This window comes from Parasaccharibacter sp. TMW2.1882 (genome assembly GCF_023337635.1).
In the GTDB taxonomy this organism is placed as follows: Bacteria; Pseudomonadota; Alphaproteobacteria; order Acetobacterales; family Acetobacteraceae; genus Bombella; species Bombella apis.
On sequence record NZ_NWUT01000003.1, the window covers coordinates 181,036 to 203,545 of the forward strand.

13 protein-coding genes are annotated in these 22,510 nt (G+C 61.5%); 8 read left to right on the plus strand and 5 right to left on the minus strand.

The features are described 5' to 3' along the window. Positions 1-51: 51 nt before the first annotated feature. The 6 genes from CO583_RS08400 (at position 52) to CO583_RS08425 (ending at position 13,830) form a co-directional block, all read left to right on the plus strand. Positions 52-1,629: a class I adenylate-forming enzyme family protein gene (locus tag CO583_RS08400; protein WP_248630753.1), complete on the plus strand. Its 1,578-nt coding sequence runs from the start codon at positions 52-54 to the stop codon at positions 1,627-1,629. Positions 1,630-1,686: 57 nt separating this feature from the next. Further along, positions 1,687-8,199 (plus strand): type I polyketide synthase, encoded by a 6,513-nt coding sequence (locus CO583_RS08405; RefSeq protein WP_249103356.1) that lies wholly within the window; start codon positions 1,687-1,689, stop codon positions 8,197-8,199. After that, on the plus strand, positions 8,196-10,019 hold the full coding sequence (locus CO583_RS08410; protein WP_248630755.1) for an AMP-binding protein: 1,824 nt from the start codon (positions 8,196-8,198) through the stop codon (positions 10,017-10,019). The genes CO583_RS08405 and CO583_RS08410 overlap by 4 nt, the downstream gene beginning before the upstream one ends. A 70-nt stretch (positions 10,020-10,089) precedes the next feature. Further along, positions 10,090-11,259, plus strand: a complete 1,170-nt coding sequence (locus CO583_RS08415) for an autotransporter strand-loop-strand O-heptosyltransferase (RefSeq protein ID WP_043558991.1) — start codon at positions 10,090-10,092, stop codon at positions 11,257-11,259. Beyond that, a complete protein-coding gene (locus CO583_RS08420; RefSeq protein WP_248630756.1) occupies positions 11,256-12,776 on the plus strand; it encodes an autotransporter strand-loop-strand O-heptosyltransferase in 1,521 nt (506 codons plus the stop codon). Before CO583_RS08415 ends, CO583_RS08420 begins: the two co-directional genes overlap by 4 nt. Before the next feature lie 109 nt (positions 12,777-12,885). Next, the gene (locus CO583_RS08425) at positions 12,886-13,830 is read left to right on the plus strand and encodes a rhodanese-related sulfurtransferase (RefSeq protein ID WP_043558988.1); all 945 of its coding nucleotides are present in this window, start codon (positions 12,886-12,888) and stop codon (positions 13,828-13,830) included. Between the two features lie 68 nt (positions 13,831-13,898). Here the strand turns inward: CO583_RS08425 and CO583_RS08430 are convergent, their stop codons facing one another. The 4 genes from CO583_RS08430 to uvrA form a co-directional block, all read right to left on the minus strand. Continuing rightward, positions 13,899-16,064, minus strand: a complete 2,166-nt coding sequence (locus CO583_RS08430) for a TonB-dependent receptor (protein WP_408902069.1) — start codon at positions 16,062-16,064, stop codon at positions 13,899-13,901. A gap of 239 nt (positions 16,065-16,303) precedes the next feature. After that, positions 16,304-16,849, minus strand: coding sequence for a DUF2946 family protein (locus tag CO583_RS08435; protein ID WP_248630758.1), 546 nt, complete (start codon positions 16,847-16,849; stop codon positions 16,304-16,306). Between the two features lie 3 nt (positions 16,850-16,852). Further along, positions 16,853-17,191, minus strand: a complete 339-nt coding sequence (locus CO583_RS08440; protein WP_043558985.1) for a multidrug efflux SMR transporter — start codon at positions 17,189-17,191, stop codon at positions 16,853-16,855. A gap of 14 nt (positions 17,192-17,205) precedes the next feature. Then, positions 17,206-20,142: an excinuclease ABC subunit UvrA gene (uvrA, locus tag CO583_RS08445; protein ID WP_248630759.1), complete on the minus strand. Its 2,937-nt coding sequence runs from the start codon at positions 20,140-20,142 to the stop codon at positions 17,206-17,208. A 138-nt stretch (positions 20,143-20,280) separates the two neighbouring features. Here uvrA and ssb point away from each other — a divergent pair, with 138 nt between their 5' ends. Together ssb and CO583_RS08455 are read left to right on the plus strand one after the other, a co-directional pair. Next, a complete protein-coding gene (gene ssb / locus CO583_RS08450) occupies positions 20,281-20,847 on the plus strand; it encodes a single-stranded DNA-binding protein (protein WP_043558983.1) in 567 nt (188 codons plus the stop codon). An 84-nt stretch (positions 20,848-20,931) separates the two neighbouring features. After that, complete coding sequence (locus CO583_RS08455) at positions 20,932-21,585, plus strand: hypothetical protein (protein ID WP_219811875.1); 654 nt, start codon at positions 20,932-20,934, stop codon at positions 21,583-21,585. Here the strand turns inward: CO583_RS08455 and CO583_RS08460 are convergent, their stop codons facing one another. Next, positions 21,586-22,368, minus strand: a complete 783-nt coding sequence (locus tag CO583_RS08460; RefSeq protein ID WP_081562378.1) for a DUF421 domain-containing protein — start codon at positions 22,366-22,368, stop codon at positions 21,586-21,588. Between the last annotated feature and the right edge of the window lie 142 nt (positions 22,369-22,510).

Sequence of the window (22,510 nt, forward strand, 5' to 3'; positions counted from 1 at the left end):
GTCACTCGTTAACGATATAAAAGACATTCATTAATCAATGGCGTCTTCTGGTTGTCAGAGAGACATGGATGGCGGCGGGTTTTCCGACAGGCCGCCTGGGAGGGTGAGACGATGCTGGACCGCTTTGTAGCTTACAATGCCCGGATGACAGGAGACGAGGTGGCGTTTGGCAGCCTGTCCCGGAAGCGGTCCTATGCCCTGCTGGAGGCAACGGTCAGCCGTCTGGCCCATGCGCTGGAGGGGCTGCGCTCCCTCAATCTTCGTCGTGTGGCCGTGCAGTGCCCCGATACATGGCGGCACTGGGCACTGACCCTGGCGCTTGGCCGGCTGGGGCTTGTATCTGCTTCCCTGTCCAATGGGGATGTTTCGGAGGAGGAGCTGGCCACCCTGCGCCCGGACCTCATCATCCTCCACGGTCCGGGCGGCCTGCTTCCCGGTGAGGGGCGTCTGGTCCTCGGTGAGGACTGGTTCAGCCGTGCCCTCGCCAATGTGGAGGATGATGATGCGTCCTGTTACTACCCGCCTGTCCCTGTGGAGCGGTCGGCCCCATGCCGTGCTGCCTTGGCCAGCGGGACAGGCCGGGAGCCACATCTGCTGGAGCTGAGCTTCGGTGAGGTGGAGGAGCAGCTGCACCGGATCATCTATCATGACATGGTGGAGTATTTTACCCGCATGGGCAGGGGCCAGAGCCGTATGGTGGGCAAGCCACAGCTGCTCTGCACGGTTGGCCCGCAATCCTTGAGCGGGTTTCTCATGATGGGGGCCGCCCTTGCAGGTGGCACCACGCTGCGGAGCAGCGATGCCCAGAATATCGGGACGGAAGTCATGCAGGCGCCTGCCCTCATGATCGTCATGACGCCGGTTCATCTCAGGCATCTTTTGCGTGCCCTGCCACCACAGGGGCGTCCCATGAGCCATATCTATCTCAGCATCGTGGGGGGCAGGCTGTCCGACAGTCTTCTGAAGGAGACCACAGAACGTTTCACGCCGCATGTTCAGGTCGTGTACGGGACGGATGAAAGCGGCCTGGTGGCGGCCATGCCTGCCGATCAGCGCAGGAGCGAGGATGATGTCGGTGCTCCCCTGCCGTGGGTGGATGTCGAGATCGTGGATGCCGGGGGCAACAGGGTACCGGCAGGAGAGGTGGGTGAGATCCGCATCCGTGGCGGTGGTGTTGTCCGGGGCTATGTGGATGACAACCCGGCAGCGGAACAGCGCTTCCGGGATGGCTGGTTTTACCCGGGAGACCGGGGCTTCATGTCAGCCAGAGGTGGGTTGCACCTGCGGGGGCGAATGGATGCGCTGGTAAATGCCGGTGGCGCCAAGTTCGACCTGGAGGTGGTGGAAGACATCCTGCGCTCCGAAACACGGATCAGGGACGTGGGTGTTTTCATGATGACGGACGGGCAGGGGCAGGAACGGTTTTATGCGGCCATCGTGTCTCATGAGTCGTTTGATGAGCAGGCCCTGTCTGCCCGCCTGCGGAAGCGTTACCCTGCACTGCCGCCGGTCGTCATGATCTGGGTGCCGGAAATTCCACGCACACAGGAGGGCCACGTGGACAGACGCAGGCTGGAAGCGACGCTGAAGGACTATATCCAGCGTGGGCTGCATAGAGGGCAGGCCTGACCTTTTCATGATGCAGGATAGCTGCTGGACCAACCGGGAACAGGAAACAGATCATTCATGAGCCAGACATACACTTCCGATGAAATCGCCATCATTGGTGTTGGCTGTATTCTGCCAGCCGGGCTGGGGGACAGGGATGCCCTCTGGCAGTTTCTGCTGGAGCGTCGGGATGGCTGCGTGCCTGTTCCTGATGACCGCTGGGGGCGCAGACGGTTCTATGACCCGGTTGACCAGACCCCGGGCAAGACGACCATGCAGTATGGTCATTTCGTAAGGCCGGAAGACCATCAGTTCGAGCCCCTGTTTTTTGGCATTTCTCCCCGTGAGGGGATGGTGATGGACATCCAGCAGCGTGTTCTGCTCGATGTGAGCTGGCGTGCCATGGAGAATGCCGGTGTGATTCCCCGTACGCTCGAGGGCAGCAGGACGGGTGTTTTCATGGGCAGCTTCACACAGGACCAGCTCGTCCAGTGTGGCAGCCCTTTCATGCAGTCGCAGATTCGTGACCAGTTTGCGGCGGTGTCTTCCTGCATGACCATGTATGCGGCCCGTCTTGCCCATGTGTTCGGGCTGCAGGGGCCAGCCATTGCCATGGATACAGCCTGTTCATCCTCGCTGGTGGCCATGCATCAGGCCTGCAACAGTCTGCGTCTTGGTGAGTGTGACGTGGCTCTGGCAGGTGGCGTGAACTTCATGGTGATCCCGCAGACGGCCATGCTCATGACCAAGGGCCATTTTCTGGCCAAGGATGGCCTGTCAAAATCTTTTGCGGCAGATGCGGATGGCTATGGGCGTGGTGAGGGCTGCGTGGTCCTCATGCTCAAGCGCCTGAAGGATGCCATGCGGGATGGGGATGACATACGGGGTGTCGTGTGCAGCTCCGGTGTGAACCAGGATGGCCGGACTCCGGTTCTGACCATGCCGGATGCCGGGGCGCAGGAGGCGTTGATCCGGGATGTGCTGCGTCGGGCGAATGTGGCAGCGCGGGATGTGGCCTATGTCGAGGCACATGGCACGGGGACGCCTGTTGGCGATCCGATCGAGGCCAAGGCCATTGCACGGGCCATCGGGCAGTACCAGCCGGAGGGAAGCAGCATTCTCGTTGGCTCGGTAAAGGCCAACCTGGGGCATATGGAAGCGGCAGCTGGTGCTGTGGCTGTTCTCAAGACCATGCTGTGTCTGGAACATGGCATGGTGCCCGGACAGGCGAACCTGAAGGAGCTGAACCCTGCCATTCCATTCGAGGAGTATCGCGTACAGGTGGCGCAGGGAGAGGCCACGGCTCTGCCTGAGCGGGAAAAGCTGTATGCGGTTGTCAATTCCTTCGGTTATGGCGGGACGAATGCCGTGGCCCTGCTGCGCCGCCCGACCGAGGCGGAGCGGAAGGTGGCCCAGCGTCGGGCCGTGCGGGATCATCGGCTGAAAGGTGTTCGTCCGGTGGGTTTCATGCAGCGTGTGCCGCTGCTGCTCAGTACGTTTGCGGAGCCCTCGCTGGGCTATATGGCCAAAGCGTATGCCGAACGGCTGGAAGGTGGGCAGGCCGGGCATGGCCTGTGGGAGGCTCTCTGCTTCTCGGCAGCCCGGTACAGGGCACGGTTCCGGCAGCGGGCGGTGATCCTCCCGGCCCGGGGAGAGGATGAGATCCCCCAGGCCCGTGAGGCCTTGCAGGCTTTGGCCGAAGGGCGGACCCATCCGGCCCTGTTCACGGGCAAGGCTGTTGTGGATGAGGCTGTAAAACCGGTTTTCCTTTTTTCCGGCATGGGGCCGCAATGGTGGGGGATGGGCCGTCATCTCCTGCGCAAGGGGCCGCCGGAGGTCCGTGCGCTGGCCCGGCGCTGTGATGAACTGTTCATGAAGGTGGCAGGGTGGTCCCTGCGGGCTGAACTGCTGAAGCCGGAACAGAAATCCCGTATTCAGGAGACGGAAGTTGCCCAGCCTGCCATTTTCCTTGTGCAGATATGTCTGGCAGCTTTCTTTGCCCGGCATGGCGTAACGCCGGGCGCCATTGTCGGCCATAGCGTGGGAGAGGTGGCAGCGGCGCATGTCAGTGGGGCACTGACGCTGGAAGACGCCGTGACAGTCATTTATCACCGCAGCCGCCTTCAGGCGACGTTGGCAGGCCGGGGCACCATGCTGGCTGTCGGCATGGGCCGCAGCCTGCTGGAAGAACGGCTGGAGGCCTTCGGTGGCAGGCTCTCTGTGGCTGCCATCAATAGCAGTGAGTCCTGCACGGTGGCTGGCCCCCGTGATGACCTTGCCGTGCTGGAGGCAGACTGCCAGAGGGAAGGCGTGTTTGCCCGGTTCCTGAAGGTGGATGTGCCCTATCACAGTCCTGACATGGCTGCGATCGAGGCAGAGATGTTGTCCTCCCTGGCCCATCTCCAGCCCAGTGCTCCAGCGATTCCGCTCTATTCCACCGTTACGGGCAGGTTGTGGGACGATGGGGCGCTGCATGATGGTGCCTACTGGTACGCCAATGCCCGGGAGCCGGTCCTGTTCCATGAGGCCATACGGGCTCTGCTGCATGATGGTCACGTCATTTTCCTTGAGCTTGCGGCCCACCCGGTGCTGGGGGCATCCGTGACAGGCTGTGCTGGGGAGGGACGTCACGAGGTGGCTGTCATTCCGACATTGCGGCGCATGCAGGATGATGCAGAAGGGCTGTTGCGGGCCCTTGTCCGCCTGACACTCAGCGGGGCAGAGCCGGACTGGCGACATGTCCTGCGGCCGGAGCGGATGGAGCTGCCCTTCTACCGGTGGGAAGAAGGGGGAAAAATGTGGCTGGAGACCGAGGCCTCCCGCCGTGACCGCCTGGATACGCAGGTCCACCCCGTTCTCGGCGCGCCCAGTCTGCTGGAAAGCCGTGCCTGGAGGGCTGATATCGGCGTGGCCTCCATGGAATGGCTGATGGACCACAAGGTCCACGGTATGGCGCTCTTCCCGGCGGCTGCTTATGTCGAGGCTGCTCTTGCGGCTCATGCCCAGCTGGAGGCCAAAGCTCCGGCCGTGATCGAGGACATCACGATCAGCACACCGCTGGTCGTGCAGGAGGGGCAGGCGCCGGTTGTCATGTGGCGGTTTGACATGGCGACCCGCCGTCTCGTTTTTGACAGCGAGACCGTGGCCTGGAATGGGGACTGGCAGACACATGGGCAGGCCACCATCCTTCAGGCGGCTCCATGGTGTGCAGCATCGGAAAAGAACAGGAATTTTGATTTCGCAGCCCTGTGTGCGGGAACGGCCCATTTTGAAGGGAAAGAGGTTTACGAGGCTTTTGCCGCTATGGGGCTGGATTATGGACCAACCTTCCAGACCCTGCGGCACCTGTATCGTGGTGAAGGGTATTCCGTGGCGGAGATTGCCCTTGAGGATGGGCAGGCCGCCACGCTGGAGGAGTATCATCTGCACCCGGCACTGCTGGATGGTGCCATGCATGCTCTCATCGGGGCTTTCCCGTTTGAGGAGCAGAAGGACGTGTACGTTCCGGCGTCCATCGAGCGTATCAGCTATATGGGGCAGAAGGTCTCCCGGGCCCATGTGATGGTGACGCCAACCCTGCGGACCTGCCGCAAGATCGTGGCCGATCTGCGGCTTTTCACACCGGAGGGTGAGCTGCTCTGCGAGGTGATGGGCCTGTGCTGTCGTCGTGTGGCCCGTGGCGGGCATGAGGCGTCATCTGCGGCACGGCTGGTCTATGCGCCAAACTGGATGAGTGCGGAGCGACAGGTGCTGCTGAGCGAACCGCTGGCCATCACTCTGCTGGGTGAAGGTAATGGGCTGGTAGCCGGATTGGCAGACCTGCTGGAGGATAATGGTGCCGAGCTGACCGTCAGCTCCCGTCTGGATGGGGCTGATCTGGCGGAGCAGCTGGATCAGGAACCGTTCCTCGCCAGACAGCGGGCGTTGGTGCTGTTCCCGCATGGCGGGGATGATTACCAGCAGTGCCTTGATGATATGGCCGCCTGCGTGGCGCTGTTCCAGCGTGTGCCGACACGGGCACGCAAGCGGCGCCTGCCGGTCATCATCGTGACCCGTGGCGCTTATGGCAGGGATGGGCAGGCGCAGGCGCTCCAGCGGGCCTTCCATGGTCTGTTTCGTGGTGCTGCTGCTGAGCGTGTTCTGGACCTCGCCGTACGGTGTGTTGATGTTCCTGCCGAGGGCACAGAGGCCTTTCTGGAGGATATTGCGGCCGAACTCGTTCTTGAGGACACATCGGAGGATACGGTCTGGCTGCGTCAGGCTGATGGCGGGGCTGGCCATGGGGCGGCTCCAGCCGGGGAGATGGTGGAACGCATGGTCCAGCGGCTGGTATCTCCGCCACTGGAGCCCGATCCCCAGCCTGTTCCGCTGGAGCAGATCATGGGGGGACAGGATGATGGTACCGTCGGTGTCCGCCTCGAGGCCAGCCGGTCCGGGACACTGGATGGTGTCACATGGCAGGCTTTTGCCGTGCCGGAGCCGGGTCCGGGCGAAGTCAGGCTCCGTACCCGCATGGCCAGCCTCAACTTCAAGGATGTGCTGAAAGCCATGTCTCTCCTGCCGGAGAGCGTGACGGAAGGGACCTTCAGCGGCGATGCTCTCGGGCTGGAATGTGTGGTTGAGGTCGAGGCGGTTGGAGATGGGGTTGAGGACATGAAGCCGGGCGACATGCTCGCACTTGTCTATCCCGACAGTTTTGCATCCCGCCGCATCGTGAAGGCCAGTGAACTGGCCTATTGTGCCCTGCCCCTGTCGGAAGAGGCCCTGCCGTTCTCGCTGGAGCAGATTGCCGGTCTGCCGCTGGTGTTCGTGACAGCCTATTATACGCTGGTCCACCTGGCCCAGCTCCAGGAAGGGGAGAGTGTTCTCATCCATGCCGGGGCTGGTGGCGTGGGGCAGGCCGCCATCCAGATTGCCCAGCTGAAAAAGGCGGTGATCTATAGCACGGCAGGCAGCCAGGAGAAGCGGGATTATCTGCGTCAGCAGGGCTGTGCGGGTGTCTGGGACTCCCGGACGCTGGAATTCGTGGATGGCATCCGTGAGGCCACCAATGGCCGGGGTGTCGACGTGGTGCTGAATTCCCTGCCCGGTGAGGCGATGATCCACAGCCTGCGGCTCGTGGCGCCGATGGGGCGTTTTCTGGAGATCGGCAAGCGGGACATCGTGGAGCATCGGGCGTTGGAGCTGATGCCTTTCAATGAAAATCTGGCCTATTTCTCCTTCGACATGGATCGGATGATGCCGCACAGGAAACTGTATGGCGTCATGGACGAAATCCTGCTGCTGGCCCGTCAGGGGAAATTCTCCTTCCCGCAGACACGCATCTTCCCGGCCGCAGAAGCGTCCGAGGCCTTCCGCTACCTCATGTCATCCCGGCACATTGGCAAGATCATGCTCTCCTATGAGGACATGAGCGGCCTCAAGGCCCGCCCGCTGCCGCAGGTTCAGCCGGGATTCAGCCGCAGGGGGGCGTATCTGATCACTGGTGGCATGGGCGGATTTGGCCTCAAGACAGCAGAATATCTTCTGTCCCAGGGGGCTGGGGTGCTGCATCTGGCAGGGCGGTCCCTGCCGAAAGACCCGGAGCGTAAACAGGCCATCGCAATGCTGAAGAAGCTGGCCGAAAGTGTTGGCGGTGCGGTGGTGACCCATCGTCTGGATGTGACGGATCAGGAGGCTGTGCGTCGTCTGGTCAGGAAACTGGCCCGGGATGATGTGCCGCTGCGGGGTGTCTTCCATGCCGCCGGTGTGGTGGATGACCAGCTTCTCAGCAGGATGGATGCGGCGAATGTCGCCCATGTCATGGCACCCAAGGTATTGGGGGCCCAGGCGCTGGATGATGCCACCCGTGGGCTGGAGCTGGATCATTTCGTGCTGTACTCCTCCTTTACGGCAGAGATCGGCAATCTGGGGCAGAGCAGCTACATGGCGGCCAACAGCTACCTCAATGCCCTGGCTGAAAACCGGCGCCAGCAGGGGCTGCCCGCCATGGCGGTGGGCTGGGGAGCCATTGGGGATGTGGGGATGTTGACCGAGAGTGATGCTGCCGGTCGCATGTTTGATGTCGCTGGCATCAGAACCATGATGGCGGCGGACTCTCTGGCGTATCTGCCGGTGCTCTATGGCGTGGACCGCAGTGACGTGTCTCTGGTGGACCTCAACTGGGCGCAGGTGTTCGGGGCGCTGGCCTGGCTGAAAACTTCGGCACGCTTTACGCTGTTGCAGCAGGAAAGCCTCAAGGGAGGCATGTCGGGCTCGGTCCAGCTGCTGATGAGCATGCCGGAAAATGAGCGTCTAGATTATGTCCTGTTCCGTCTGAAACAGCAGCTTGGCTCCGTGTTGCAGGTTGAGCCGGAGACGATCGAGGACAGTGCCCGCCTTTCCGAGCTGGGGATTGACTCCCTCGCCGGCGTGGAACTTCAGACAGCCATCCGGTCGGAGTTTGGGGTGGATGTGTCGCTCGTGCTGCTGGCCCGTAACGAAACCATTCTCGAAATGGCCCGCAGCCTGCTGCGTCAGGCGGTAGTGATGGCCCAGCAGGGGGGCACGGTTGCTCTGGAAGGGGCACAGGCCGTCGGAGGGGAAGCATGATCCCCTGGACATGCCATATTGTCCGCCAGTCCGGTTATGTGGTCGAGTATTACGACAATGGGTTCAGCATACTGGACAGGTACGAAAGCAGACTGGATGAGATGCTGAGCTTCCGGGCGGAGGAGCGGCCTGATGAGCTTCAGTGCGTTGCACTGGACCAGACGCTGGAGGTTGCTGCGTCCCTGACATTCCGGCAGGCGCATGAGTGGGCATGCCGGGTGGCGGGACTGGTGAGCCGTTTCGTGCCGGAGCGGGGGCTGGTCCTGCTCTGTTTTGAGAATGAGGCGGCAGTTGTGGCAGGGTTTTTTGGCTGTGTTTATGCCAATACCGTGCCTGTGCTGGGTGTGTACCCCAGCATGGTGGGCAGTGTGGACCGCCTGTTTGACATTCTGGAGGATTCCGGTGCGGTGGCCGTTCTGGGGCCACGGGAGACCCTGATGGGGTTTCGGCGGCAGGCGGCAGGCCGTGCCCGCAAGGTGAAGTGGATTCCCGTTGAAGGAGCTGAAAGTGCCGAGCCGCTCCAGCGCCGCCATGCGGCAGACCTGGATGATACGGCGCTTGTGCAATATACGTCCGGCTCCATAGGGCGGCCCCGTGGTGTGAAGGTCACGCACCGCAATCTGGGGACGAACCTGCATCTGCTGGCCATCCGCAGTGACTTCTGGCTCAGCCGGCGTGGGCTGGTCTGGCTGCCTCTGTCGCACGATATGGGATTGGTAAGTCTCATGTTCGGTGTGGCGATGGGAGGCACGACGTGGCTGATGAAACCGGAGCATTTCATCACCCGTCCGGAGCGCTGGGTGCAGGCGATTGACCGGTACCGTCTCAATTTCTCCATCGGTCCCAACTTTGCCTATGAGCTTCTGGCCCGGCATGTCCCGGATTCCGCCCTGGAAGGGCTGGACCTTTCCTGCTGGACACAGTCCGTCATCGGTGCGGAGATGATCGAACGGGGAACGGTGGAGCGGTTCTTCAGCCGGTATGGGCCGCTCGGGATGAAGCCGTCCATTCTGCGGCCGGGTTATGGCATGGCTGAGACAACCCTCATGATCACCGGTGACAGCCGGGACGGTGAGGGCGTGTCTTTTGCCACGTTTTCCCGTGCCGGGCTGGCAGAAGGGCGGGTCGGCCCGCCCCGTGATGAGCATGACGAGCGTGTTCTCGCAGATTGTGGCCGTGTGATTGAGGAACACGCCGTTCTTGTCGTGGACCCGGAGACGGGAGACAGCCTGCCGGATGGTCGGGTGGGCGAGCTATGGCTGAGTGGCCCCTGCGTGACACCGGGGTATCTGAACCGGGAGCAGGAAAACAGGGAACGTTTCGTCACGGGGGCGGATGGTCGCACCTGGTTCCGCAGCCGGGATTCAGGCTTTCTCGTGAAGGGGCATCTGTTCGTGACAGGTCGCATGGAGAACAGCCTCCCTGTTGGTGACCACCGCTATGACCCGGATGATCTGGCACAGGCTGTCCGGCAGGCCTGTCCTGTCTTTACCAGCCGGAGTGTGGCGGTTTTCCGGCATGAGGGCGTGTTGTGCGTCATGGGGGAGCTGTCCCTGGCACAGGCAAGGCAGGTGGCAGGGTACGAGAGGCTTCTGGCCGACATGGCCCAGGCCATAGGGCGGGTCTGCCCGGTCCGGCAGCTGCGCTGTGTTCTGGTGCGGCAGGGCGGCGTGTTTCGCACGCCAAGTGGCAAGATACGTCTTGCGGCTACAGCCGGGGCTTTTGCAGCGGGGCGTCTGCCCATCGTGGCAGAGCAGCTTTTTGGTCAGGAGGCACTGGAGAGGGTCGAGATTCTGGCCTGGGGAAAGACGCCGCTGTGACTGGTTATGATGGTGACGGGTGGAGAGGCGCCCGGGGGAGAAGGAAAGGCATGTATGCGAGTGTGTGGCCATGAGTGATAATGACAGGGTCGTTCTGACACAGGTTGGCCCCGAGGGCATCCGGTATGATTTCATGGATGGCTGTCGTGTCTGGGTGCCGGAGGGGGCCCGCTGGACGGTCAGCCTGCGTGATGTGGATACGGATACTGTCCTGTTCTTTCAGGAGATCAACGGGTCCGGCATGGTGCAGAGCCTCAAGCGTTACTATGTCCGGTTCGAGATCACCGTCTGCAAGGATGGCAGCGAGGTCTTTACCCATGTCTGTGACCTGAAGGACCGTGAAGTGCTCATCGTGATGCAGCTGGGCGGGCTGGGAGACCATATTGCCTGGGTAGGACAGGCCGCCGCCTTTGTGGAGGAGCATGGCTGCCGGGCAAGCTTTCTTGTGAACGGGGCTCTGATTTCCCTTTTTGAGGATGCTTATCCCCATATCCGCTTCATTGATGAAGAGGACGTGGGCGACAGGCAATATTACGCACGGTATAGGGTTCTGGTTTTCTTCGGGGACAGGGAATTCACCTGTCAGCCCAACGATTATCGGCAGACGGGTCTTTCCCATATGGGGGCTTACATTCTGGGACTGCCACCGCAGGACAGGAAACCACGTATTGTGGTGGATCCGGGCGGGCGCCCGATGGAGGAGCCCTATGTCTGCATCGGGGCGCAGGCTTCGGGTCTGAGCAAATACTGGAATAATCCCCGTGGCTGGTATGATCTGATCCGCTTTCTCAAGGAGAAGGGATACAAGGTGGTCTGCATTGACAAAGACCGTGTGGCAGGCCCTGTCACGGCGGTGCGGACCATTCCTCATGGTGCTCAGGACGAAACAGGTCCCCGCCCGCTGACAGAACGGGCCCGCTGGCTGAAACATGCCGAGTTTTTTGTGGGGACATCCTCCGGTCTGTCATGGCTGGCCTGGGCAGCCGGAGCCCGGGTGGTCATGATCAGTGGTTATACAGAGCCATATAACGAGTTTTATACGCCATACCGTGTCATCAACAGGCATGTCTGCAATGGTTGTGCCAATGATGTGAACATCGACCTGCAAGCGGAGGATCCTTTCTTCTGTCCTCATCATAAAGGCACGGAGAGGATGTTTGAGTGTTCACGCGGGATTTCCTTTACGCAGGTCAAAAAGGCCATTGAGCGGATTCCGGGTTTTGGAGAGCTGTCAGAATGACTGAAAAGAAAACGGAACGTGTTCTTCAGGATATCGTCGCTCTCAAGGCCCCTTCCTCGGCATCACGTCTGCCCTTTACGGAGGAGACGGCAGGTTCTGGCCTGGAGGAGCAGGGGGAACAACAGTCTGTTGTCTCCTCTCTTTCCGCTGCGGAGCTGCCATCCGTCCCATCCGGGGCAGGTGATGCGGGATCGTTGAAGGAAAAGGACGATGGCATCGAGAGGCTGCCCCATCTGCCTTTTCCTGCGCCTGCCATGGAGCCGACGCAGGGAGGTGACCACGGCCTTCGGTATGATTTCAACTTCGGCGTCCGGGTGAAGGTGCCGGAGGGTGAGCAGTGGCGGCTGCGTTTCTGGGACATGGATACGGATACCTGCCTGTATGACGGCAAGGTTGGTGGGGAATATGTTTCCTCCCGCAAAAAGTATTTCATGAACGTGCTGATCGAACTGTTCGATGGTGAAACGCTTGTCTGGACGCACGAATATGATGCACGGGGCAAGAAGGTCGCTGTCCTCATGCCGACAGGCACTCTGGGGGATCCGCTGGGCTGGGTTCCTTATGCCGACCGGTTCGGGCGTGATCATGACTGTGAAATGACCATCGTGACCAGTGAGGTGATCATCGACCTCATGGGGCCGGCCTATCCGCATGTCCGCTTCCTGAAGGAAGAGGAATTTGCGGATGTGAAGGACGAATTCTACGCCACCTATTACATCGGGCTGTTCTTTCATGATGTGGAACAGGCCTGGCAGCCGCGGGACTTCCGTGCCGTTGGCCTGCACAGGACAGCGGGGTGGATTCTTGGCGTGGATCCAACAGAGATCCGCCCCAAGGTGGTCATCGAGAAGGCTGATACCCGCCCGATCGAGGAGCCTTATGTCGTGGTGGCCGTGCAGGCTTCCTGTGCCTGCAAGATGTGGCAGAATCCATTCGGGTGGCTGGATACGGTCCAGTATCTGAAGAGGATGGGGTATCGGGTCATCTGTATCGACAAGGACCCGGTGGTCGGGCACAATATTACCTGGAACCACATACCCAATGGCGTGGAGGATGAAACAGGGGAGCGCCCGCTGGCAGAACGGGCCCGCTGGCTGAAACATGCCGAGTTTTTTGTCGGTCTGTCCTCCGGCCTGTCATGGCTGGCCTGGGCTACCGGTACGCCTGTCATCATGATCAGTGGTTTTACGGACCCGATCAACGAGTTCCATACGCCGTACCGGGTGTTCAGCAACCATGGCTGCAACAGTTGCTGGCACGATATCCGGACGCCCTTCCAGCATGACGATCATCTGTTCTGCCCCCGGCACAAAGGGACGGACAAGGCGTTTGAATGTACACGCAACATCAGCACATCGTATGTACTGTCCGTCATCAAGAAGCTGTGCAGGGATCATGGCTATGTGCCACCGGCTGTGGCCGCCGGGGAACCCTGGCCTGATGATGCAGAACGGATCGCCATGGTGAAGGGAAATCTGCATTACGAGCACAGGCATGAGGTGTACTGGGAGCTTTGAGCCTTCCAGTGGCGGCCCGGCAGCGTCTCCTGTCTGCCGGAGGGTGCCATCTGCTGGTCAGCCTGCTAGAAGGGCGGTCAGGTTCCTTCTTTGCGAGAATGGTTGACTGATGACAGATACATCCCTGCCGGTCTGCGTGGCCGCCCTCTATCATTTCACGGCGTTTGAGGATCACAAGTCCCTGCGCCAGCCCCTTCTGGAGCTGTGCCAGAAGGAGGGCGTGAAAGGCAGCCTGCTGCTGGCCCGTGAGGGCATCAATGGCACGATCGCCGGGCCTGATGCAGGCATCGATGCCGTATTGGCCTACATTGACAGCCTGCCGGGCTGTGCCGGGTTCGATTACAAGAAGTCCCGGGCGAAGACGATGCCCTTCCTGCGGATGAAAGTGCGGCTGAAGAAAGAGATCGTCACGATGGGGCAGCCGGACATTGACCCCCATGTCTGCGTTGGCCGTTATGTCGAGCCGAAGGACTGGAATGCCTTGATCTCTGACCCTGATACGGTCGTGATGGACACACGCAACGACTATGAGGTGGCCATCGGCACTTTCCGGGGTGCCGTGGACCCGAACCTGAAGACATTCCGTGCCTTCCCGGAGTGGTTCCGCAACTGGCGGAAAGAGGTGGAGGCACAGGGCCGCACACCGAAGATCGCCATGTTCTGCACGGGGGGCATACGGTGCGAAAAATCTACCGCCTTTGCCCGGCAGGAAGGGGTGGAGGATGTGTACCATCTGAAAGGCGGCATCCTGAAATATCTGGAAGAGATTCCAGAGGAAGAAAGCCTGTGGGATGGCGAATGTTTCGTGTTCGACCAGCGTGTGTCGGTCGGGCATGGGCTGAAACTGGGCAGGTATGACCTCTGCCATGCCTGCCGTGCGCCCATCAGTGCGGAAGACAAGGAGTCGCCCCAGTATGAGGAAGGCGTGAGCTGCCCGCATTGTTACGGGCAGAGAACGGATGCCCAGCGGCAGCGTTATCGTGAACGCCAGCGTCAGGCGCAGCTGGCGGCAGAACGGGGACAGGCCCATCTGGGGGATGAGGCGCAGGGCTGACCGGCTTTTCAGCCCCGGTCTGCCGTGGAAAAGGCGTCCCCCGAAACGGGGTGACGCCTCCATCTTGTTCAGAAATGTTCCCGCAGGGTCAGGTTGACGGACCGGCCCATGCCCAGAACAGCCCCGGGAGGGCTGCCCGCCGTGCTGACGGCCCGGCCCCCCAGCGGCAGGGCGTAACGCTGGTTCAGCAGGTTGTCGAGGCTCACATCCAGCTGAAGATAGCGGGACCAGTGATACCCGGCTCCGAGATTGAACAGCGCATAGCCGGGTGTCCGGGGCTCGTTGCGGACCCAGTCCACCGTATGTTTGGCTTTGACAAGCACGACTTCCGCCATGCCGTGCCACGGGCCGAAATGCTCATGCAGGCGGATGGTCCCGTTGAGCGGCATCTGCTGGTACAGTCCCGACTGGGTCTTGAAGTCCTGCCCCCGCACCCAGTTCAGAGTGGCGGAGAGTTCCCCCGTGCCCCAGTGTGTATTGTCCCACAGGGTCGTCCGGCCAGAGGCGTTGATGCCGTAGCTCTGGGCATTGTGGTTGGCGAACTGGAGCAGGTTGAAACCCCGTGACAGGGCACCGATGCGCACGACGTTCATGTAATTGTGCGTGTAGGTGTAGAAAGGCTGGATCATGGCCTCCCACTGGTGGTCATCCGTATCGTGGAAGCGGAATGTCACGCTGGTGGTGTTGGCGACTTCAGGTTTCAGGTTCAGGTTGCCGACATAGCCGTTGCCATCACCAAACCAGTTGATCATCCGGGCCGTCATGCTGTCCCGGCTCCAGCCATAGCGTTCATACAGGTTGGGGGAGCGTGTCTTGCGGGCATAGCCGCCCTCAATGTTCAGATAGGCACTGGCCTTGTAGCGCACCAAGGCTGTGACATCGAAATTGTCATCCGTGCGGCCCCGGCGGGCACTGTTGAAGGCACGTGCGGCCGCCTGATTGGTGCTGCCCATGTTCATGCCAGACATACCCATGCCAGACATACCCATATCCGACATGTGGCCCATGCTCATCATGTTCATGCCAGACATTCCTCCCATTCCCATGTCATTCATGGAGGAGAGGCCCTGATAGGGAGAGACCGGGCCGGTATTCATCATGATGACGTCGCTGCGCATGCCGAGTTCGGTGGAGAGGCGGGGCGTCCATTGGGCATTCCACTGGATGAAATGGCCAAGATGGTCCCGATGGGCACCGTTCAGGCTGTGGAACGTGCCCGGCCCCATCATCATGCTGCCCATGACGGGCGGCCACCAGTCATTGAGGCCATCATGACTGAAGGCACTGCCGATCTTGAGCTGATGGCGTCGCCCAAGCGGCATGGTGGCGACCAGACTGTAGCCTGCCGTCCGGCCATCGCTGTTCATGGGCATGCCGGTCGTGGCGCTGTGGCCGCCCTTGTCGGCCAGCATGTTCATGGCATGGGTCACACGCTGCCAGTAGCCCCGGGCCTCCAGCGTCCCCCAGCCGAAGGTGCCCACATATTTCCCGTTCACGAAGGTGGAGCGGTTGTTGGTCTCGTCCATGTACTGGTTGGGGAAACCCTCGTAGGGCGTGTCCTGCTGTCCGAATGTCAGGCTGAAGAGATGGTTCTTCAGTTTCAGGCCCGCCGTCACATCATGACTGAAGCTGAGATAGCTGCTGGAGAGAACCCGTCCGCCACGCCCTCCGGCGGTGTAATCGCTGGCATGGGTGTAGGAGCCGCTGTAGCGCAGGCTGAGCATGTCATTGGCAACCGTGATGGAACCACCGGCACCGGAGCCGCCGCCATTGCTGCGCCAGTCTTCTCTTCCATCGCCTGTCACGAGGATGTTGCCTTCCCGGGCGAACTGCGGGTCTTTCCGTTCCACGGAGATGGTGCCCCCCGTGCTGTCTCCGCCGAGGCTGACAGGCGTGATCCCGGCAATGGCCACGCTGTGGGACACTTCATCTAGGCTGATCTGCGAGAGGGCAGGATTCATGTGGTTGGGGCAGTCCGCCATCAGGGGCATTCCGTCCACGAATGTGGCGACCCGGTCATCCGCCATGCCGTTGAGAACGGGCAGGCTGGCGATGCCGCCCGTTCTGTAGCTGCTGTAACCCGGTACGTCCCGGAACAGGGCCGCCGTGTCGGCTGCCTGCGTGAAAGGGCGCCGGATGGCTGTGACGCTGATCTCTTCAGCCGGTCGGTTGCTGGAGGAGGCTGGGGCCTGGCCAGGCTTCAGGGAGGTGGGGACCTGCCGGATGGGCGACATCTGCGGCCTGTCCGGGGGGCTGGTCGTGGTCCCATGGCCGGGGAGGGAGGAGCCGGAGGCTGGCAGGGTCTGGGCGGTGGCCTGTCCGGCTGGCAGGATCACACCTCCCAGAAACAGGGTGGTCAGGGCCGGACGCACGATACGTCCACCCGTGCAACGGGGAAAAATAGACAAGAGTCATCCATTCTGAAGAAAACATGCGGAAAGGCCGACACGCAGCCTTCTTCAGGCCGGGCCGGTCAGGCGGATGCGTGGCTCAGGATGGTGACGGGTGGCCCACGGCTCGGTGGCCGCTGGCGGGTCGGTTCTGGCGGTGCCTGTGCGGGAGGAACCGCCTGCCATATCTGGCGGGCCAGCCGGGTGCAGCTCAGCAGGACGGCAAGGACGGTCAGTGCGAGCAGGACATGGTCCAGCAGGGGGCAGAGGGGACAGTCCAGCCCGTGATGGTGGTGCCCGCCAGAATGATGATGGTTCATCAGCAGGGGAGCTGATGGTGCTGTCGGGCTGTGGGGATGGCAGTGCGCCTGTGGCTCCACACCCTGCCCCATGGTGGCATGATCCATGCCCGGCATGATGGCGGCAGGGATGGCTTCTGGCCGGGGGGCGATGTCGATGCCTGTCAGCCGCAGGATGGCGGCCCGGGGGCTTTCATCGGGCAGGCTGGCGGCCGTGAGAAGGGTCTGTGCCCCGAATCCCAGCAGCATGACCAGTACCATGAGGAGGCGCAGCGGCGTCCAGCGGAACAGGGCAGAGGTCATCAGGCCGTGGGTGGAGAGAGCCTTCATGGGTCAGTGCCGGACTCCACCGGAGAGACAGGCCAGCAGCGTGCCCAGCATGATCAGCCCCACGCCCAGATAGGCCGTCAGGGACAGGGGCTGACGGAAGATGGTCACGCCGATGAGGACGATGCAGACGATCCCCACCCCGCACCAGACGGCATAGGCGATGCCAAGAGGGACGCATTTGAGGGCCTGTGCCAGACAGAAGAAGGCCGCTCCATAGAGCAGGAGCGAGCCGATGGTGGGCAGGGGCCTGCGGAACCCGTTGGAGATGTTGAGCAGGCTGGTTGCCAGAACCTCCAGCAGGATGGCCCCGAACAGGAAGAGCCAGGCAAGAAAAGGCGTCATGGCGACATCCTATATCAGGATTTCTTTTTTCTGCCACCTTCCCTGCCGGTATCCTGCTGCGGCGTGGCTGGTGCCGGGCCTGTTTTCCCGGCGGCCAGCATGGGGGCGAGGAACTGCCCGGTATGGCTTTCCTTGCAAGCGGCAATGTCTTCCGGCGTGCCGGTGGCGACAACCTGCCCACCGCCTGCACCGCCTTCCGGCCCGATATCGATCACCCAGTCCGCCGTCTTGATGAGATCAAGGTTGTGCTCGATGACCAGCACCGTATTGCCCTGTTCCACAAGGGCATGAAGGACATTCAGCAGCTTGTGGACGTCTTCGGTATGCAGGCCGGTGGTGGGTTCATCCAGCACGTAGAGGGTCCGGCCCGTGGCACGGCGGGCAAGTTCCTTGGCGAGCTTCACACGCTGGGCCTCACCACCGGAGAGGGTGGTGGCCTGCTGGCCGAGGGCTACATAGCCCAGCCCCACCTGCTGGAGGATGGAGAGACGGTCCGCAATGCGGGGCACGGCACTGAAGAACGGCACGGCCTCGTCCACTGTCATGGCCAGAACGTCGGCAATGGATTTGCCCTTGAACTTGATCTCCAGCGTTTCCCGGTTGTAGCGGGCCCCTTTGCAGGTATCGCAGGTGACGAACACATCCGGCAGGAAGTGCATCTCGATCTTCAGCACGCCGTCACCCTGGCAGGCCTCGCAGCGCCCTCCCTTGACGTTGAAGGAGAAACGTCCCGGCTTGTAGCCCCGTGCCTTGGCCTCCGGCAGTTCGGCGAACCAGTCCCGGATGGGGGCGAAGAGGTCCGTATAGGTGGCGGGGTTGGAGCGGGGTGTCCGCCCGATGGGGGACTGGTCGATCTCGATGATCTTGTCGAGCTGCTCGGTGCCTTCCAGCCGTCCATAAGGGAGGGGGACGGCAGCGGACTTCATGATCTGCCGGGCCAGCCCCTTGTAGAAGGTGTCGGTGATGAGTGTGGACTTGCCGCTGCCGGAAACTCCCGTCACGGCGATGAAGGTGCCGAGCGGGAACTTCACGCTGACATTCTTGAGGTTGTTTCCCTTTGCCCCGTGGATGCTCACCCAGCGTCTGCTCTTGCGGCGGGTGGCGGGGACGGGGATGCCCCGGCGGCCAGCCAGCCATGCGCCCGTCAGACTGTCGGGATTCTGGGCGACCTCTTCCGGCGTGCCGCAGGCGATGACGTGCCCGCCCTGTGTTCCGGCTCCCGGCCCCATGTCGATGAGGTAGTCCGCCTGCCGGATGGCATCCTCGTCATGTTCCACGACAAGGACGGTATTGCCGAGATTCCTCAGCCGCTCCAGCATGGTGAGCAGGCGGGCATTGTCCCGCTGGTGCAGCCCGATGGAGGGCTCATCCAGCACGTAGAGGACGCCCGTCAGGCCAGAGCCGATCTGCGAAGCCAGCCGGATGCGCTGGCTCTCCCCGCCGGAGAGCGTGCCGGAACTGCGGGAGAGGGTGAGATAGTCCAGCCCCACACGGTCGAGGAAATGCAGCCGCTCGGTGATTTCCTTGAGGATGCGCCGGGCGATCTCGGCCCGCTGGGGTGTCAGGCTGGCCTCCACGGTGCTGAACCAGGCAAGGGCCTCGCTGATGGTCAGATCCGAGGCCTCGGCAATGTTGCTGTCATTGACCTTCACGCAGAGGGCTTCCGGCCGCAGGCGGGCACCGTGACAGGCCGGGCAGGGCATGGCGGACTGGTACCGGCCCAGGGCCTCCCGGACATGGACGCTGCTGCTCTGCGCCAGACGGCGTTGCAGATGGCTGATGATGCCTTCGAAAGGCCGGTGGATGGTGTGTGTCTTCCCCTTGCCATCCTGATAGGGGATGCTGACGGCTTCCGGCCCGCCATGCAGGAGGAACTGGCGTGAACTGTCCTTCAGCCTGTTCCATGGGGTGTCCAGCGTTTCCTCGCAATGGCGGGCCAGGGCGGCGAGGGTCTGGTCAAAGAGCGGGTCCTGCTCATTCCGCCACGGGGCAATGGCGCCTTCCCGCAGGGTCAGGCTGTCATCGGGGATGATGAGGTTGGGGTCGAAATGCGTTTCCGTACCCAGCCCGTCACAGGTCGGGCAGGCTCCCATCGGGGCGTTGAAGGAGAAGAGGCGGGGTTCCACACTTTCCAGCATGAAGCCGGATTCCGGGCAGGAATAGCGGGAGGAGAAGGAAGCCTTCAGCGGCTCACGGTCTTCCCCGCTGCGGAGGACTTCCTCGACAGAGGCCAGGCCGTCCGAGAGGTCCAGGGCGGTTTCAAAACTGTCGGCCAGCCGGGTTTCCACACCGTCCTTCAGCACCACACGGTCCACCACGACATCCACGTTGTGGCGTGTCTTGCGGTTCAGCTTCGGGGCGTCGCCGATCTCGTAGAGCGTGCCATCAATGCGTACACGGGCGAAGCCACGGCGGGTCAGCTCGGCCAGTTCCTTCGCACAGTCGCCCTTGCGGTCCCGCACGACCGGGGCCAGCAGCATGAGCCGTGTGCCGGCGGGCATGGCCATCACACGGTCCACCATCTGGCTGATGCTCTGGGCCTCGATGGGCAGGCCGGTAGCCGGGGAGTAGGGAACACCCGCCCGTGCCCAGAGCAGGCGCATGTAGTCGTGAATTTCGGTGATCGTGCCGACCGTCGAGCGTGGATTGCGGGAGGTTGTTTTCTGCTCAATGGAAATGGCCGGGGAGAGGCCCTCGATGGAATCAACATCCGGCTTGCCCATCAGTTCCAGAAACTGGCGGGCATAGGCGGAGAGGCTCTCCACATAGCGACGTTGCCCTTCGGCATAGATGGTGTCGAAGGCGAGGGAGGACTTGCCGGAGCCGGAAAGGCCCGTCAGCACGGTCAGCCTGTCCCGGGGGATGGTGACGTTGACGTTCCGCAGGTTGTGCGTACGGGCACCACGGACGATGATGTGGCTTGTGCTGGCAGGGCGGGCTGTGTCTGTCACGCTATGTCCTCATTACGGCCTTTGTGGCAGGTATGGATGCACGGGCGGTCCATCTGTGCAATATAGGCAATATGGGTACACGGTGCCAGAATCGAACCGTGGCAGTGAAAAGTTCCTGAGAGAAGTGGAAGAAGGCATATGGCAGGTAGCGTAAACAAGGTCATTCTGGTGGGGAATCTCGGGCGTGACCCGGAGGTCCGGAACACCCAGTCCGGCAGCAAGATCGTCAATCTGGCTATCGCTACCAGCGATACGTGGAACGACCGCAATACAGGAGAGCGGCGTGACCGGACGGAATGGCACCGTGTCGTCATTTTCAACGAGCGTGTCGGTGATGTGGCGGAACGTTATCTGCGCAAGGGCCGCAAGGTTTATATCGAAGGCGAGCTGCGTACCCGCAAGTGGACGGACCAGCAGGGCGTGGAGAAATACACGACCGAGGTTGTGATCGATCGCTTCCGTGGCAATCTTGTCCTGCTGGACAGCCAGCGTGGCGGTGGTGACGGCGGCGGCTATGGTGATGATGGTTATGACGGTGGTTATGGTGATGGCGGCAGCAACTGGGCTGGTGGCGGGTCCGCTCCGGCGGGCCGTGGCGGTGCCGGTGGTCGTGGTCAGCAGGGTGGCAACTTCGGTGGCGGTGCTGGCTGGGACAGTTCTTCCGGGCAGGGTGATCAGGCACTGGATGACGAGATTCCGTTCTGACCCTGTCCTTTCATGAGGCACGGTCCGGTGGGTGCCATCGGGTCGTGCAGGACAGGCAGGCAGCAGGCAGGGAACGGGTGGGACATGGGCGGAACGGGGAGCAGGCGTGCCGTAAGGTGGCGGGTGCAGGCTGGTGCCGTGCTGGTTGCGGCGGGAGGCCTGTTGGCTGGGTGTGCGGCAACGCCCCCGCAGCATCCCAATAATATCTGCGACATTTTTCAGGAAAAACGCAGCTGGTATCACACAGCCATGCGGCAGGAGGCCAAATGGCACATTCCTGCTTCCGTTCCCATGGCCATCATGAATCAGGAATCAAGTTTCCGGGCCAATGCACGGACCAGACGGACCTACATACTCTGGATCATCCCGTGGGGGCATATCAGTACGGCTTACGGCTATGCCCAGGCCAAGAACGAGATATGGCGTGATTACCAGCGGCAGACTGGCGCCGGTGGCAGCCGGACAGATTATGCCGACGCTCTCAATTTCATGAACTGGTATATCACCAACAGCCGGAAGGTGGATGGCATCCCCGTCACGGATGCCACGAGGCAGTATCTGGCTTATCATGAGGGATGGACGGGGTACCGTCGCCGGACTTACGCCAGCAAGGGCTGGCTGGTGACGGTGGCCCGCAAGGTGGGCCACCGTGCCCGGCAGTATCAGCAGCAGTATGATGCCTGTCGGGACAGGCTCAAGGGCGGCTGGTGGGAAAATTTCTGGGACTGGCTGTTCTGATCAGCCGCCCTTCTGCGGGCTTGTCAGGCCGTTGGCCAGGGCCGCTGCCGCACCGGGGCTGTGAGGAGCCTTTTTTGGTGCACCATCCCGGTCATCATGCCGTGTGTGCGGGATGACATTACCATCCATGAGCACGTAACGGAACTGGCCATCCTTGATCTCTGCCAGGAAGATGTCCTCCAGTTTTTCGATGTTCCGCTTTTTCATGTCTTCCATAAGGGCTTCTTCGGAGAGGCCAACATCTTCAAGGTCATCAGCACGGACAACCCCGTCATAATAGACGATCAGTGCAGGGAGTTTTTTCTTGTCCGTGATGGCAGTAATGGCGCCGCTCGGCTCGATCTGGGCAAAGTAAACATCATCAAAGGAATAAATACCCTGGATGTTGAGCTGGGAGGCAATGTTGAGCATGTCGATCTTGTTGTTCTTGTCACGGATGTTCTCCATGAGGAAGCGGCCATCCTTGATGATCGGAATCTGCCTGCCGATGGTCACGTTTCTGAACATGTTGATTTTTCTGCAGAAGCGTGTCAGGGTGAGCAGGATACCAACCCCGATGAGCAGGGCGATGACATATTCATGGAAGGATATGTTGGTCGTATAAAGGACGCCGCCAACGAGTCCGCCGAGGATGAAGTTGCCGACGAGGTCGATGGCGTTCATCTGGGAGACCTGGCTGCGGCCAGAGATGTTGAGATAAGCAATGATGATGGCGAAGCCGGTGACCAGCTTCAGGAACATCCAGATGTTGAGAGCCAGATTCGGAAAGAGTTGGTGAAGCATCGGGGAGAACCTTGCTATGGGGAAGAGGGGGCAGCGGGTGTCCCCCTGCTGCCGTGTAAGGGAGATGCACCTTTGTATGCAAGGCTATAAGGGGCATTAATATCTTTTCAAGATGTTGCGCTCTTTTTCCTGCCTGTTACCC

What these genes read in the sequence shown, in the direction of transcription:
- CO583_RS08405 (WP_249103356.1), top strand. Translation starts at nt 1,687, where the DNA reads ATGAGCCAGACATACACTTCCGATGAAATCGCCATCATTGGTGTTGGC.
- CO583_RS08410 (WP_248630755.1), top strand. Translation starts at nt 8,196, where the DNA reads ATGATCCCCTGGACATGCCATATTGTCCGCCAGTCCGGTTATGTGGTC.
- CO583_RS08415 (WP_043558991.1), top strand. Translation starts at nt 10,090, where the DNA reads ATGAGTGATAATGACAGGGTCGTTCTGACACAGGTTGGCCCCGAGGGC.
- CO583_RS08420 (WP_248630756.1), top strand. Translation starts at nt 11,256, where the DNA reads ATGACTGAAAAGAAAACGGAACGTGTTCTTCAGGATATCGTCGCTCTC.
- CO583_RS08425 (WP_043558988.1), top strand. Translation starts at nt 12,886, where the DNA reads ATGACAGATACATCCCTGCCGGTCTGCGTGGCCGCCCTCTATCATTTC.
- CO583_RS08430 (WP_408902069.1), bottom strand. Translation starts at nt 16,064, where the DNA reads ATGTCGCCCATCCGGCAGGTCCCCACCTCCCTGAAGCCTGGCCAGGCC.
- CO583_RS08435 (WP_248630758.1), bottom strand. Translation starts at nt 16,849, where the DNA reads ATGAAGGCTCTCTCCACCCACGGCCTGATGACCTCTGCCCTGTTCCGC.
- CO583_RS08440 (WP_043558985.1), bottom strand. Translation starts at nt 17,191, where the DNA reads ATGACGCCTTTTCTTGCCTGGCTCTTCCTGTTCGGGGCCATCCTGCTG.
- ssb (WP_043558983.1), top strand. Translation starts at nt 20,281, where the DNA reads ATGGCAGGTAGCGTAAACAAGGTCATTCTGGTGGGGAATCTCGGGCGT.
- CO583_RS08455 (WP_219811875.1), top strand. Translation starts at nt 20,932, where the DNA reads ATGGGCGGAACGGGGAGCAGGCGTGCCGTAAGGTGGCGGGTGCAGGCT.
- CO583_RS08460 (WP_081562378.1), bottom strand. Translation starts at nt 22,368, where the DNA reads ATGCTTCACCAACTCTTTCCGAATCTGGCTCTCAACATCTGGATGTTC.